The 14,579-nt window shown below is 70.0% G+C and carries 10 protein-coding genes and 1 pseudogene; 5 read left to right on the top strand and 6 right to left on the bottom strand.

All coding sequences use genetic code 11. The features are described from left to right. Entirely contained in the window at positions 1–1,470 is a 1,470-nt protein-coding gene (locus AS181_RS17010) for a hypothetical protein (RefSeq protein ID WP_058252731.1), read from the bottom strand. Further along, a complete protein-coding gene (locus AS181_RS17005; protein ID WP_058252730.1) occupies positions 1,467–2,834 on the bottom strand; it encodes a glycosyltransferase in 1,368 nt (455 codons plus the stop codon). Before AS181_RS17005 ends, AS181_RS17010 begins: the two co-directional genes overlap by 4 nt. 164 nt (positions 2,835–2,998) lie before the next feature. On the opposite strand from AS181_RS17005, the gene AS181_RS17000 reads away from it, so the two are divergent. Next, the gene (locus tag AS181_RS17000) at positions 2,999–4,330 is read left to right on the top strand and encodes a glycosyltransferase (protein WP_231742518.1); all 1,332 of its coding nucleotides are present in this window, start codon (positions 2,999–3,001) and stop codon (positions 4,328–4,330) included. A gap of 28 nt (positions 4,331–4,358) precedes the next feature. On the opposite strand, the gene AS181_RS16995 is transcribed toward AS181_RS17000, so the two are convergent. From AS181_RS16995 to AS181_RS16985, 3 genes are read right to left on the bottom strand one after another with little or no spacing between them, the layout of a single operon-like run. Further along, positions 4,359–5,237, bottom strand: a complete 879-nt coding sequence (locus tag AS181_RS16995; RefSeq protein ID WP_058252728.1) for a glycosyltransferase family 2 protein — start codon at positions 5,235–5,237, stop codon at positions 4,359–4,361. 39 nt (positions 5,238–5,276) lie between these two features. After that, positions 5,277–6,107 carry an ABC transporter permease gene (locus AS181_RS16990; protein ID WP_058252727.1) on the bottom strand — a complete coding sequence of 277 codons (831 nt, stop codon included), beginning with the start codon at positions 6,105–6,107 and terminating at the stop codon, positions 5,277–5,279. After that, positions 6,104–7,105, bottom strand: a complete 1,002-nt coding sequence (locus AS181_RS16985; RefSeq protein WP_058252726.1) for an ATP-binding cassette domain-containing protein — start codon at positions 7,103–7,105, stop codon at positions 6,104–6,106. Before AS181_RS16985 ends, AS181_RS16990 begins: the two co-directional genes overlap by 4 nt. A 600-nt stretch (positions 7,106–7,705) precedes the next feature. Here AS181_RS16985 and AS181_RS16980 point away from each other — a divergent pair. From AS181_RS16980 to AS181_RS16970, 3 genes are read left to right on the top strand one after another with little or no spacing between them, the layout of a single operon-like run. Beyond that, positions 7,706–9,163 (top strand): condensation domain-containing protein, encoded by a 1,458-nt coding sequence (locus tag AS181_RS16980; RefSeq protein WP_058252725.1) that lies wholly within the window; start codon positions 7,706–7,708, stop codon positions 9,161–9,163. Positions 9,164–9,179: 16 nt separating this feature from the next. Further along, positions 9,180–10,676 (top strand): condensation domain-containing protein, encoded by a 1,497-nt coding sequence (locus AS181_RS16975; RefSeq protein ID WP_058252724.1) that lies wholly within the window; start codon positions 9,180–9,182, stop codon positions 10,674–10,676. A gap of 6 nt (positions 10,677–10,682) precedes the next feature. Next, on the top strand, positions 10,683–12,101 hold the full coding sequence (locus AS181_RS16970; protein WP_058252723.1) for a condensation domain-containing protein: 1,419 nt from the start codon (positions 10,683–10,685) through the stop codon (positions 12,099–12,101). Positions 12,102–12,251: 150 nt separating this feature from the next. On the opposite strand, the pseudogene AS181_RS16965 reads toward AS181_RS16970, so the two are convergent. Next, positions 12,252–12,815 (bottom strand): annotated as a pseudogene (locus AS181_RS16965) (TetR/AcrR family transcriptional regulator); the annotation flags it as partial. Positions 12,816–13,006: 191 nt separating this feature from the next. On the opposite strand from AS181_RS16965, the gene AS181_RS16960 reads away from it, so the two are divergent. Further along, on the top strand, positions 13,007–14,569 hold the full coding sequence (locus AS181_RS16960) for a flavin-containing monooxygenase (RefSeq protein ID WP_058252722.1): 1,563 nt from the start codon (positions 13,007–13,009) through the stop codon (positions 14,567–14,569). The last annotated feature ends 10 nt before the right edge of the window (positions 14,570–14,579 follow it).

The following is a 14,579-nucleotide window of genomic DNA, read 5'->3' as shown; positions in this document are numbered from 1 at the left end:
TCACCAGATCTCATGGGGCAGACCCCAGGCCGTCAGTTCCCGGTCGAGCAGGTCCGCGACCACGGCATCGGAGGGAAAACTCGTCTCGTCGCAACCGAGCACGGTGAAGGTCACCTGATCACGGGTGCGGACCAGCCACGACTGGACGCCGTCACCGAAGCGCTGGCCGACCGAGGCGTCGACGCCCTGAGCCATGCCGCGGAATGCGACCTTGCGCGCCGACCGCCCGCCGAGCACCGTTGCCTCCGGGGGGATGTCGCCGAGGTTGGAGATCACCGCGTCGGGGATCCCGTTGCCCGCGCTGACCAGCTTCACGATGACCGCGGGCGGCAGGAACCAGGCCAACGGCCGCAGGTGGATGTGCGGTGCCCGGCGACCCTCCGACAGCCGGACGAAAGCCGCCTTGCACGCCGCCCGGATGCCGCCGAGATCGCCACCGGCGACCGGCTCGTCGGTGAGGTACACCGACACACCGGCGATCGGGTTGGACCGGGTGTCCGCCTCGCTCTCACGACGGTCGACGGGGACCCCGACCTTGATCGGATTCGGCAGCGGCGCATGGCCACTGGAGCGCAGCAAGCCGGTGACCACCGCGATGAACAGCGTGTTCGCGGTGCCGTCGTGCTCGGCGGCGACCCGGTCGAAGTCCGTCGCGGGGACCGTCGCGGTCGCCCAGGTGAAGTCGGCGGCCGGCGACCGTTCGGCTATCGGCGCGCGGACCGGACGCGGGTCGGGTTCGGGGCCACCGGCCTTGCGCTGCTCGAGTGCCGCCCGCACGAGCCCGGCGAGGACCGCGCCGGCCTGCGACCCGGCGTCGGCGAGGTCGCCGATCCGCTGCCGCCGCCACGAGACCGGCGGACGCGTCGTCGCCGCCGGATCGGCCCCGGACGCCCGGTCCGCGTCGCGAGCCAGTGGCACCTCCGACGCCGAGGCGGCCTCGGCGGCCGCCGCGAGCATGCCGCGACCGTCGGTGACGACGTGCAGGGCACAGAGGGACACCACCGTTCCACCCGACGCGGTGGGCGCCGACCGCAGGCGCCAGCACCGCCCGCCCTCGGCGTCGAGGGGAACCGAGGACATCTCGGCGGTCGCCCAGTCGTCGATCTCCGCCTCCGGCACCGGTCGGCTGTCGGCGGCCAGCCCGGGTGCGTCGGGCGCGGCAACCCACCGCGGGCGGGCTCCGACGACATCCGGTACGACGAGCATGCGGTTGAGGCGCCCTCGCGCGAACGCGGCGTTCATCGCGGTCAGCGTCTCGATCGAGACCTCCTCGTCGAACACCCACACGAGCTGGAGCACCACCGACCAGCCGAGTGCCGGCGTGACGAACCAGAACGGGGCGTCCTCGGAGGTCAGGCGCTCGCCTCGGATCGCCGCCCGCTCGTCGCGGAGCCGGGCTGCGAGGCCACGCAGACCCGGTGCCCGCCCGGCGTCGGGTTGTTCGGCCATGGGCGACTTCGTCGTCGTCATACGTCCACCTTCGTTGCGCTGTGACTGTGTGGTCCCTGTGGGAGCCGTGGCCCCGTGCTCGAGCTTGTCACCGAACGCTCGATCTCGCGCACGGCGTCCCCGAGCGCCACATCCTCGGCCACCAGGGCGTCGCGGAGCCGTCCGGACCGCTCGGCGGCTGCGGGATCGAGCATCGACGCGACGGCGTCGGTCAACCGGTCCACGTCCAGGTCCCGTCCCGCGCGGGCCATGGGCATCGCCACGCCGACCCCCAGGCGTTCGAGTTCGGCGCCCCAGAACGGCTGATCCGCGCCGTACCAGCAGACGACCGACGGCCGGCCCGCGCGCAGAACGGCCGCCGTGGTTCCGGCGCCGCCGTGGTGGACCACCACCGCGCATCGGCCGAAGACCGTGCGGTGATCGACCTGGGACTCGATCCGCACCGCCTCGGATGCGATCTCGGCCCGGACCTCGGCGTCCATTTCGGTCCAGCCGGCGCACACCAGGACTCGTCGACCGAGCCGCCGACCGAGTTCGGTGACGACGCGTAAGGTGGCCGCCTCTCCCCGCAGCGGCATGCTCCCGAATCCGACATAGATCGGGGCGTCCGCGGCGTCGAGCCAGGACGTGAGCGCGTCGGACCCGGCGACGGGCTGGTCTGCCGGCGATCCGAGGAAACCGACCGTCGGACGACGACGAACCGCGGAGTCGGCGGTCCACCTGCGTTCGTGCTCCACGCCGAACATCGGGTCGTAGGCCTGCAATTCGAGGCCGGGCGCTGCCCGCAGTCGGGCGGCGTAGGACGCCGACGACCCGGGCGACCCGAGGTGCATGCGCAGCCGGCGCTCTCGCCGTCGGGTGAGGACGGCGAACGCGGCGTCGTAGGCGACCCATTGCGTCCGGACGGCACGCGGTCCGCCCGGGAGGTGACCGGGCACCGGTGCGACCCGACTGTTACGCCGCACCGGCGCGTGATGAAGGGAGATCAGGGGGACGCCGGCGGACTCGGCGAAGGCGAGAGCGGGCTGTTCGGTGATCAATCCCGTGACGATGACATCGGCACCGTCGACGACCTCGGCCATGTCGGAGACGAGCTGGTCCCACCCGGCGTTCCGGAGCGACAGCAGCACGCGCAGCCGTCGCAGCGGATGACGGCCGGCCTGCTTCCGGGCTCGCGCCACCGACTCGAGGTGGGCCCGGGTGTCCAAGCCGAGACGCACGACCTCGAGCCCGGTGATGCCGTCTGCCCAATCGAGAGCCGGCCCGATCATGTTGGGCGGCACCCCGAGACGGACGTCGTGTCCGCGCCGCGCGAGCGCGCAGGCCAGCACCGTCGCCGGTTGGACGTCCCCGCGGGTTCCGTTGATCACGAACGAGATCCTCATGCCGACCGCCCGGTGATCCTGGTTCCCGGCCGGGTGGTGATCCCGGTCTCCGGCCGCGCGCCGCGGTGGCCGACCGTGTTTAGAATCGGTCCCGATCCGCCACCGCCGGGCACGGGTCGCCCATCCGACCGCACCCAGACGTGAGGGGTTCGACGTTGAGGTTCGTGATCGCAGTCAACGGCAGTCGCGGCGATGCCCAGCCGGCCGTCGCCCTGGCCGCCGAGCTCGTGGGCCGGGGCCACACGGCGACTCTCGCGCTGCCACCCGACCTGGTCGACTTCGGCAGCGGCGCAGGGGTTCCCACCGAGTCGTACGGGTCGAGCACCCGTGCCCTGCTCGACTCGGAGATGGTCCGGGAGGACATGCGGTCGAAGAACCCCCGGACCCGGTTGCGTGCGGTGTCGGCGATGTCGGTGCGGGACGGCCGGGCGATGCAGCAGCGGTTGCTCGAACTCGCCGACGGCGCGGATGCGATCATCGCGAGCAGCGCCGGTCAGGAACGCGCCCACAATGTCTCGGCGGTCCTCGGCATCCCCCACATCCCGTTGCACTACTGCCCCATCCGGCGCAACAGCTCGGTGTCGTTGCTCGCGCACCTGGGCATCGACGCCCCGGCGATCGTCAACGACCTGAGCTGGCGCGTCGCCGAACGCGCCCTGTGGCTCGCCACCCGCTCGGCGGAGACCACGCTGCGGGCCGATCTCGGACTGTCGCCGCTGAACCACCCGTATTCCGAACTCATCGGCCGTACCGGCGTTCCCGAGATCCAGGCCTACGATCCGGCCCTCTTCGACGGACTCGCGACCCAGTGGGGCCGGCGCCGGCCGCTGGTCGGGTTCTTCACCCTTGCGGCCGCGCAACGCGCCGGGGTGGGCGACGCCGGACTCGACGGGGCCTCGGGAGCGGGGACGCTGGCCGACTGGCTCGACGCCGGCGACGCCCCGGTGTACGTCGGCTTCGGCAGCATGCTGCCCGCCGACCCCGACGGTCTGGCCGATGCATTCCGGACCGCAGCGCGGCGACTCGGGATCCGCCTGCTGGTGTCGGGCGGCTGGAGCGGTTTCATGTCGACCGAATCCGGCTCTGCCACATCTGAATCCGAGGCATCGGGACTCACGGATGCGATCCGCGTCGTCGGACACGTCGATCACGACACCGTGCTGCCGCGGTGTCGGGCCGCGGTCCACCACGGCGGCGCGGGTTCGGTGGCCGCCGGGTTGCGTGCCGGCCTGCCGACGCTGATCACGTGGGTCGGCGCCGATCAGCCGATCTGGGGCCGGGCGGTGAGCAAGGCCGCGGTCGGGGCCACGCTGCCGATGGCTCGGGTGACAGCGGAGTCGCTGATCGGCGCCCTCGACACGATCCTGGACACCGAGGTCCGGGGACGGTCCGCCGAGCTCCGCAGTCGACTCATCGCCCCCGACGAGGCCGTACACACGGCGGCCGACATCGTCGAGGACACGGTGCGCGTCACGACGGTGCGCGGCGCCGGCTGATCCCGGAACGCCGACCGACCGCCCGACCCTACGGGAGGACTCGATCGGAACCACCGCCCCGCAACAGGTTTCGCGGGTCGACGCGCCCGGTCCGGGAGTCGTAGGACCGCAACACGACAAGTCGTAGCGCATGCGCGACCGTGATAGCGGGCACGTACACCGCCGCCGAACCCGCTGCCAACCCGAAGCGACGGTGCAGCAGGAACGTTCGCGGCAGGAAACTCATGTAGCGGACGAACGGCACCATGCCGGTCTCCATCCGGCGCGGTGACACCCCGACGGTCAGCGAGCGGAGAAACGCGTTACGGCCCCCGGCGTCACCGACACACAGTCCCATGTCGACGTCTTCGAAGATGTTGCGTCGCATGCTGACACGGTCCCGGATCCGCACCCAGGTCGCACGGCGCAGCACCATGTTCGAGCCGTACAGGACAGGCACCTCGGACACGGACTTCTCGCTCCGCAACTTGTTCAGCGGGTGCAGCCGGGTCTTCCACCGGTCGAACCTGCCGGCGAGCGGCACGTCGTAGGCCTCCCCGCGCCCGCACAGGGCCGCCCAGTCACCGCGGACATCCGCGGTGAAGAACTCCACGATCGTCCGCGCCCAGTCCGGCGGCACCCGGGTGTCGGCGTCGATGCGGGCGATGAGATCACCGGTCGCGGCGTCGAGTCCGGCGTTGCGCGCGTAGACCAACCCCTGTCGTGCTTCGTCGATCACCCGGACACGGGGATCAGCCGAACACCAGGCATCGATCACCGCCCGGCCGCCGTCGGTCGAGTTGTTGTCCACCACCACGATCTCGGTGATCTGGTCGAACTGTGCGGCCAGGCGGGTCAAACAGTCGCCGATCGTGTCCTCCTCGTCGAAGACCGGGACGACCACCGAGAAGGTGAGCGGCGTGCCCATGATGGCTACTCCTTGCGCTGATCGGTTCGGTGCGGACACTCAGGTCCGCCGCATGTAGGTCCGCAGGGTCACCGGCACCACGACGGCGAGGACGGCCGCCGCGCCCACGAGCGTGTAGGCGATGTCGGTTCCCACGTCTTCGCCCGCGGCCAGTCCGCGCGCTGCCGTGACGAGATGGGACACCGGATTCGCCGACGCACAGGCCTGCATCCATCCGGGCATGGTGTCGATCGGGACGAGGGCGTTCGACACGAAGGTGATCGGCATCAGCACGAGCATCGAGACGCCCTGGACGGTCGACGCCTTGTCGAGCAGGACGCCGAGCAGCGCGAAGATCCAGCTCAGCGAGAATGCCACCACCACGATCAGGGCACAGGCGATGGCGACCCCCACGGGGCTCGCCGGCCGGTACCCCATGATCACCCCGACGCAGACCGTGATGGCCGAGGCCACCACGTACCGCAACGTGTTGGCCACCAGGGCGCCGGCCAGCGGCGCGATGCGCGCGATCGGCAGCGACTTGAACCGGTCGAACACCCCGCGATCGAGGTCCTCGCGCAGCTGGACGCCGGTGACCACCGACGCCGCGACACACACCTGGACCAGTACGCCGGGAATGAGCAGCGGCAGATAGCCCACCACGTTCCCGGCGATCGCGCCGCCGAAGATCGAGGAGAACATGACCGTGAACACGATGGGCAGCACGATGACGTCGAACAGCTGCTGCGGGTTGTGTTTGATCTTCAGCAGGCCACGATGGGTCATGGTGAGTGACTGCATCACCGCGGCGGTCGGCCGAACGCGGTCGTGGGGTTCGGCCGGGGCGTCGCCGGCGGCGAGTGCGCTCGGCTGCAGGGAACCGGTGGTCATGCGCGGGCTCCTGCCGAATCCGCCCGTGCGGCCATCGGTGCCGATCGCGTGGGGTCGCCCCCGTCGGTCAGCGCGAAGAACACCTCGTCGAGGGTCGGGCGCACGACGTTGACCGACGTCAGCCCGAGCCCGCGCGCGCGGAGCGCACCGAGGATGTCGGCGAGGGGGTCGATGTCGGACATGGGCAGCACGAGGATGCCCTCGCCGCGCGCGATCGTCGCCTCGCCGTTCGCGGTGAACGGCGCGCACACCTCTGCCGCGGCGATCAGATCGTCCGCATCGGCCAATTCGAGTTTCACACTCATGTCGCCGACTCCGGCTTTCAATTCGTCGGCGGTCCCGTCGGCGACCACCCGGCCGCGATCCATGACCGCGATGTGATCGGCGAGTTCATCGGCCTCGTCGAGATATTGGGTGGTCAGCAGCACGGTCGAACCGCGCGCCACCATCTCACGAACCGTCTGCCACATCTGCGCCCGCGTCCGTGGGTCGAGTCCGGTGGTCGGCTCGTCGAGGAACAGCAGGCGTGGCCGGGTGATCAGCGAAGCCGCGAGATCGAGGCGCCGGCGCATCCCGCCGGAGAAGTGCCCCACCCGGCGGGTGGCGACCGCCCCCAGCCCGAATTCCTCGAGCAGTTCGTCGGCACGCACCCGGGCTCGGCGGCGCGACGACCCGATCAGACGACCGAAGATCATCAGGTTCTCGCGAGCGGTGAGATCCTCGTCGACCGAGGCATATTGCCCCGTGACCCCGATGAGCGATCGAACCGCCGTCGCCTCCGCGACGACGTCGTGCCCGAAGATCCGGGCGCCCCCGGCATCCGGGCGCAGCAAGGTCGCGAGCATGCGCACGGTGGTGGTCTTGCCCGCACCGTTGGTTCCGAGCAGAGCGAACACCCCGCCCGCGGGTACGTGGAGGTCGACGGCGTCGACCGCACGCGTCCCGCCGTACTGCTTGGTCAGACCGTGGGCCTCGATGGCCGGGACGGTCGTGGACATGGCACCCCCGATGCGTGTATTCGACTTCGAGTGGGCCCGCTCGATCCGCTGCCGGCACCCTTCTCGGCCCACGGTAGGTGAGCTCTCCGGGTGCCGCAACGTGACCTGTCCCGGCATACCGTGCTGCCCGGCAATGCATTTCGGCGCAACCCGGCCTGACCGCGCATTCCCTCCGATGCCACCCCTGTGCGGCAGCCGCTCGTCATGAGTTCTTTACATGAACGCAACGAAACGCCCTTGACCGCAGGTCCGAACACCCAATTCGGATTAAAAACCTCTGTCTCGCAGCGCGATTCCGAAACCGGCGGTGCGTCCGTGCACACCTGGACACCGTCCCCGTGATGAAGCTCACGGACTCCTGCCGCTGCACATGTCCGATGTGACCGCTTAGGCTCGGTTCAGACACAGGCGGCCGTGATGCGGTCCGTTCGACCGGAGAGACCTCCGGGACGTCGTCGGACAAGGTCGTGCGCGTGCATCGGGGTACGGGCGATTCCTGTTGTCTCAGATCAGAACTCATGGGCCGGGGGGCCTTGCCGGCGAAGGCATGGCATGGCGTCGCGGCCCGAGAACGGATGACCGACGCATGGACGACCGCGAATGAAGTTCACCGAACTGTCCGACTATCCCGTCCCGCCCGGGACGGTGACGATCTGGACACCGACCACACGCGCGGATTCCGCGGGCTGGCACACCGATCCGCGACCGTTCACCTACGACCAGTCCGCCTCGATACGACGGTCGACCGCCTACGACTCCGACGAGACCTCCTGGCTCGGGGCCATTTTCGAGATCGACGATGATCTCGACGACGAGCACTTCGATGCCTGCCTGCGGGGGTGGATCACCCGGCACGAAGCCCTCCGCTCGACCTCGGACCCGACAGCCGACGACCCGCACGACGGCCGCCGCACCTACCGCGGTGCGCATCTCGGCGTCGACGCCGAGGCGGTCGGCGGATTCGACTCGGGAGACGACGTCCGCGAGCTGCTCACCGCGGTCTTCGACACCAGGCTCGCGCCGACGCGGTGGCCGCACTGCATCGTGGCCACGATCGAGTCCGAGCGCGGCTTCACCGTCGCCTTCGCCGCCGACCACGTGGTGATGGATGCGTACTCGATCCTGTTGAGCATGAGCGAGATCCGCCGGCTCTACCTCTCCCCACGGCACGGCTCGTCCACCGAGATGGCGGAGGTCGGCAGCCACCTCGACTTCAGCGTCCACGATCGGGCGGTGGGACTCGGACTCACCGTCGATCACCCCGTCGTCGCACGATGGCGCGCCTTCCTGGACAGCTCCGCCGAGTCCCCGGGCTTCGACCTCCCGCTGGTCCGTCCGCACCTGCAGACCCGGGACCGTGCGCGCACCCCGCGCCAGCGCGGCATCTCCGAGTACGTCGCCACCGACAACCAGGCGACCTTCGTGACCTCGGCGGCGCGTGCGCGCGGGCACGGTACCCAGACCGCGGTGTTCGCCGCCCTCGCGGTCACCCTCCGCGCACTCACGGGCCGGGACACGCTGCGGCTCACGATGCCGATGCACACCCGATCCGAGGCACGGTATGCCGGGTCGGTCGGCTGGTATGTCGGTCTGGCGCCGCTCGAGGTCGACCTCACCGCCGCCCACACGTTCGACGACGCGCTCGACGCGACCGCGGCCGCCATCGACACCGTGCGCCATCTGCCGTCCTTCCCCTACCAGCGCATCGTCGAACTGCTCGGTACCGGCGGCGAACCCGAGTTCGTGGTGTCGTATCTCGACATCCGCCACGTCCCCGGGGCGGCCGAATGGGAGGCGGCTCGCGCGCAGATCCTGCGGGGCGGCTCACGGTCGGACCGCGAGGTCTACCTCTGGATCGCGCGTGTACCCGGCGGGATCACCCTGTCCGCCCGGCATCCCGGCCATGACCCCGCCGACTCGAGCATCCGCGACCTCCTCACGTCGTACGCGACCGTCCTGAGAGCACTCGCCACCACCGGCACCGGACTGCCCCTGTCCTCCTACACCCACGCGAACTTCGCCGGCGCCACCGCGATCGACGGCGCCCGCCCCGCATGACCGACGAGAGGACCCGATGAGAATCACGGCCATGGGCAACTGGCGCCCACAACCGGGGACCGCCGTGCGATTCGATCCGACCGAGGCGTGCCGCGCGGCCGCGGCGGCGGCGCCCGCCCACACCGCTCCGGTGACCTTCCTGGCCCAGAACCACGTCCGCGGTGCTGCGGTGGCCCGGGCCGCGGGCCGTACCCATCGCGGATACCTGGGATCGGGCACGGAGATCGACGGCGACCTCGACACCGCGGCACTCGGGACCGCCCTGACGCTCTTCGTCCGGCGACACGAGGTGCTACGCACCTGGTTCGAATGCCGCGACGGAGAGGTCACCGCCCATGTCGTCGACCCGTCCGACATCGAGTTCGAGGCACACGTCGACGGCGAACTGGCGAGCACCGAGGACATCCACCCCTATCTCGTCGACCGATTCGACCGCGAGACCCCGAGCGACTCCTTCCCCGGCTTCTCCTTCGGAGTCGTCCGCCGCCCGGGCGGCTTCGCCATCTTCCTGGCGTGCGATCACGCGCTCTCCGACGGCGCCTCACAGGCCCTCGCCCTGGACGAGATCGCGCAGATCTACGCCGAACTGATCCGGCCGGACGGGCACGGCCACCCGGACCCGGACCCCGCAATGCTGGCCGCCGGGAGTTACTTCGCCTATGCGGCCGCGGAAGCGGAGGTGACCGCCGAGCATCTGGCCGGGTCACCCCAGACCAGGGCGTGGCAGGACATCTTCCGACGGCACGACCTGCAGATGCCGCGCTTCCCACTGGACCTCGGGCTGGGGCCGGGAGAGACAGCGCAGGTGGCCGGGGTCGAGGTCTCACTGCTCGATCGTGCCGGCATCGTCGCCTTCGACACCGTCTGCCGGGCGGCGGGGGGTCGGTTCGTCGACGGCATCTACGCCGCCATCGCCGTCGCCGACCGCGAACTGGCCGGCGCGGACGACTACTACGGCATGACGGTCTTCAACACGCGTGCCGCGCTCGACGGGTACGCGACGTCGCAGGGATGGTTCTGCAACTTCGCCCCGGTCGAGTTCTCCCTCGCCGGCGCGTCGACGTTCTCCGAACTGATCCCGGCGGCCCATGCGGCCCGTCGCCGCGCTCGTGACCTGGCCGCCGTCCCGGTCGCCGCCGCACTGGCCGCCATCGCCGCCGCCGGGGCCACCCCGGACGCGATCATCACCGCACCGAACCTGTTGTCGTACATCGACTTTCGCTGGTTTCCCGGCACCTCGCGCGAGGCCTTCCGGCGCGGTGCGCTGTTCACCGGGGAGGGGCGCACGGCCAATGCGTCGGCGTGGATCAATCGCGATCACGACGAGCTCTACCTGGGGAGCCAGATCCCGGGCACGCGCTTCGCCGAGTCGGTGGCCCGTCCCTACTATGAGCGCCTACGCGACATCATGACCGACATCGCCGCCACCGGCGACCGGCGGATCCAGGCACCGGCGGCCGGTTCCGGGCGAGCTGCCCCGGCCACCGACTCGGCGCTACGCAGAGGAGCGTGAGCGGGCGTGCACGTCACCACCATCGATCGCTACCACCCACCCGCCGGCGAACTGTTGACCTGGACCGTGGACGTCTCGGCCGCCCGGCCCGAGATATCCGACGTACCACCGTCGTTCAACCAGACCGTGCACCTGGCCACGGCCGGTGACTCGAGTACGTGGCTGGCCGCCGCGTTCACCGTCCGCGGGCGCGTGGACCGTGCGGCGCTTGGGTCCGCCTACCGGGCGCTCATCGCCCGGCACGGCACCCTGCGGTCGTCGTTCTCGGCGGGTCCCGCGGGAATCCGGCGACACGCTTACGATCCGGACGACCTCGTCCTGCACCTCGGCAGCGTGGTCGACACGACCGCCGACACCGTCCTACGCGACCGGCTTCGCGACACCCTCGATCGCGCGTGCCACCCCTTCGGTTACCCCGCGTTCCTGTTCGCGGCGATCGACCGCGACGACGCGTCGACGATCATCTGCGGATTCGACCACTGCCATGTGGATGCCTACTCGATCTCCATCGTCATCGACGACCTGCACCGGTTGTACGACGGATTCCGTTGCCACGGAGAGCTTTTCGATACCACCGCCCTCGCGATGAGCGGGAGTTTCGTCGACTTCTGCGCCGCGGAGTCAACAGCGCCCCCGGTCGCACTGTCCGACCCGCGGATGCGCCGATGGCTCCGGTTCTTCGACGACCGGGACGGCACACTGCCCACCTTCCCGCTGGATCTCGGGGTCGAACCCGGCGCCACCGCGCCACAGGCCACCGAGGTGCGCGCACTCCTCGGCCGGCGGGAGACGGAGCAGTTCGCCGAGTTGTGCCGGCGCAGCGGCGCGAGCGTGTTCGGCGGGACGCTGGCCGCGATGGCCGACGCCGTGCGCCGCTGCGGCGGCGGACCCGAACTGCCCCTTCTGTTCCCGATGCACACGCGACGGGAAGAGAGGTGGCGCAACGCAGTCGGATGGTTCACCACCAATGCCCCGCTGCGGGTCGTGGGCACCGGCGATCTGCTGGAGACGATCCGGCGTACCGGGCCCGAACTCCGTCGCGCGGTCACGATCGGCGAGGTTCCCGTCCCACAGGTGATCGAGGCGATGGGCGGACTCCGTCGCACACGCTCGGACATCTTCATGGTGTCCTATGTCGACTACCGGCTGCTGCCCGGCGCCGACCGGCACCGGACCATCGACGCCCACCACATCTCGAACGCGACCACCGCCGACGACGCGCAGTTCTGGATCTCGCGCACCGACGACGGACTCGCGTTGCGGGCCCGGCACCCCGACACGCTGACCGCGCACCGCACCATCCGCCGATTCACCGACGAGCTGATCCGTACCCTGCGGGCGGGCGTCGAACTGGCGGCGGCCGACGACAACGACATCCAGGAGCTGGACGGAGGCGCGGACACCGCGCACGTGGTCGGTCTCTGATCACCAGGTTTGAGAGGTCGCGAGGGGATGGTCGGTCTCGGCCTGCTCCTGCGCGGTCGTTCGGTCCCAACCGGCACCCGCCGCACGGGACCGGTCGGCGGTCAGCGGATCTGAACCCGGTCCCCGGCCTTTACTGGATCGTCGCCGCCGCAGGGCGGGAAGCGCGGCGGTGATCAGGGCGAGCAGTTCGTCCCGGGTGAGCGCTTCGGCGTCGATCGGTTCGGCGGTGAGCCAGCGGATCGTGGTCTCCTCGACGAACGCGATCCAACCGTGCACGCTCATCTCGACGATCGGCGTCACCTCGACCCCGAACACGGGGGCATGGTCGAGAACCCGGCCGACCATCACCTCGCGGGTGCGGTCGACGACCTCCCGCATCGCCGCGTCCGAACTCGACGCGCCGCGGATCAGCGCGGTGTAGGCGGTCCGGTTCTCGCTCACGTAGTCGACGAAGGCCGCCATCGACGCGGCCAGGATCGCGATCGGGTCGCCGAGGGACTCGTCCGGCTCGGTGCGGGCGAGCATCCGGTCGGCCTGGGCCTGTGCGATCGCGACGTGGAACTCCTGCTTCGACGCGAAGTAGTGGAACAGCAGGGCGCGCGACACCCCGGCGGCATCGGCGATTGCGTCGATCGTGATCTCCTCCAACGGCCGGTCCCTGACCATCGCGAGCCCGTAGTCGATGAGCTGGTCACGACGTGCCTCGGGACTCATGCGCGTGCGCTTGTGCGGCGCGCGCCGGTGGTCACCTCCGTCGTCGCCGGTCGTCTCGCCGCTGATCGTCTTGCCGTTGATCACCGACACCGCGCACATCCTCGTCTACTGGCCACGCGGCCAGCCTACCCTCTATTGAGGGTTGTTCAATAGCTATTGACACGTGTTCAGTACCACCTTATGGTGACACCATGACAACGAACGATGTAGAGATCGCCATCATCGGTGCCGGCTTCTCGGGTCTGGGCGCCGCGGTCCGTCTCAAGCAGAACGGTTTCGACGACTTCGTCCTCCTCGATCGCGGCAGCGACTTCGGCGGGACCTGGCGCGACAACACCTACCCGGGCGCGGCCTGCGACGTCCCCTCGCAGCTCTACTCCTTCTCGTTCGCGAAGAACCCCACCTGGTCGCGGTCCTACTCTCACCAGCCCGAGATCCACGACTACATCAACGGGGTCGCCGACCGGTTCGGAATCGGCGCGAAGGCGCGCTTCGGCACCGAGGTGACGCGGACCGCATGGAACGAGGACGAGGGCCGTTGGATCATCGACACCCTGCAGGACGGCAAGACCGATCAAGTGCGGGCACGAGTCCTGGTCGGCGGTGTCGGCCCGCTCTGCGAGCCCAACCTCCCCGACATCGAGGGCATCGAGTCCTTCGAGGGCAAGATCGTGCACTCCGCGCGCTGGGACAACGACCACGACTTCGGCGGGCAGCGCGTCGCGGTGATCGGGACCGGCGCGTCGGCGATCCAGCTCGTTCCCGAGGTCGCGAAGGTCGCCGGGCGCCTCGACGTGTACCAGCGGACCGCACCGTGGATCGTCCCCCGCACCGAGCGCGCCTACAGCTCCGTCGAGCACTGGGCCTACAAGAACATCCCCGGGTACCAATCCGCGGTCCGCGGTGGCATCTACGCCGCCAACGAGGTCGTCGCGTTCGGTCTGACCTACTCCCCCAAGGCCCTCAAGCCGGTCGAGTTGCTCTGCCGCGCCAACATCCTGCGCGGCATCGGCCGCGACGCCGAGCTGCGGCGCAAGGCCACCCCGACCTTCCAGGTGGGCTGCAAGCGCATCCTGCGGTCCAACGACTGGTACCCGGCCCTCGCCCGCCCGAACGTCGATCTCGTGACCGACGGCATCGACCGCATCACCCCGACCGGGATCGTGTCGAAGGACGGCACCGTCCGCGAGGTGGACGTGATCGTCGTCGCCACCGGATTCCACGTCACCGACTCCCCCGTGTTCGAGAAGATCATCGGCAAGGACGGCCGCAGCCTCGCGCAGGTGTGGAACGAGATCGGTATGCAGGGCTACAAGGGCTCGTTCGTCCACGGCTTCCCGAACATGATGCTGATGGTGGGCCCGTCGACCGGGCTGGGCCACACCTCGATGGTGTACATGATCGAGTCGCAGCTGAACTACCTCGTCGATTACCTGAAAACCTCTCGCGCGCTGGGGATCACCCGGACCGAGGTGAAGCTGTCCGCCCAGCAGGAGTTCAACGCCGGAATCCAGCACAAGCTGCGCAACAGCGTGTGGGTGAACGGCGGGTGTGCCTCCTGGTACAAGGACGCCAACGGCAACATCACCACGCTGTGGCCGGGCTTCACCTTCGCGTTCCGGCAGACGACCCGTTCCTTCGACGTCGCCGCCTACGATGTGACCCGCGGTGCCCGGCGATCCGCCGCACCCGCGGTGCCGGCCGCTTCCGCCACCGGCGACGACATCGCGTCGCCCGCCACCGCCAACGCCTGACCGAACCCAC

Source organism: Gordonia sp. SGD-V-85, from assembly GCF_001456905.1.
GTDB lineage: Bacteria > Actinomycetota > Actinomycetes > Mycobacteriales > Mycobacteriaceae > Gordonia > Gordonia hongkongensis.
The sequence above is the reverse complement of the archived record's forward strand: the minus strand, read 5'-3'. Positions and strand labels throughout refer to the sequence as shown.

Excerpts from the sequence above, each read along its gene's own strand:
- AS181_RS17010 (WP_058252731.1), bottom strand. The coding sequence starts at position 1,470 with ATGACGACGACGAAGTCGCCCATGGCCGAACAACCCGACGCCGGGCGG.
- AS181_RS17005 (WP_058252730.1), bottom strand. The coding sequence starts at position 2,834 with ATGAGGATCTCGTTCGTGATCAACGGAACCCGCGGGGACGTCCAACCG.
- AS181_RS16995 (WP_058252728.1), bottom strand. The coding sequence starts at position 5,237 with ATGGGCACGCCGCTCACCTTCTCGGTGGTCGTCCCGGTCTTCGACGAG.
- AS181_RS16990 (WP_058252727.1), bottom strand. The coding sequence starts at position 6,107 with ATGACCACCGGTTCCCTGCAGCCGAGCGCACTCGCCGCCGGCGACGCC.
- AS181_RS16985 (WP_058252726.1), bottom strand. The coding sequence starts at position 7,105 with ATGTCCACGACCGTCCCGGCCATCGAGGCCCACGGTCTGACCAAGCAG.
- AS181_RS16980 (WP_058252725.1), top strand. The coding sequence starts at position 7,706 with ATGAAGTTCACCGAACTGTCCGACTATCCCGTCCCGCCCGGGACGGTG.
- AS181_RS16975 (WP_058252724.1), top strand. The coding sequence starts at position 9,180 with ATGAGAATCACGGCCATGGGCAACTGGCGCCCACAACCGGGGACCGCC.
- AS181_RS16960 (WP_058252722.1), top strand. The coding sequence starts at position 13,007 with ATGACAACGAACGATGTAGAGATCGCCATCATCGGTGCCGGCTTCTCG.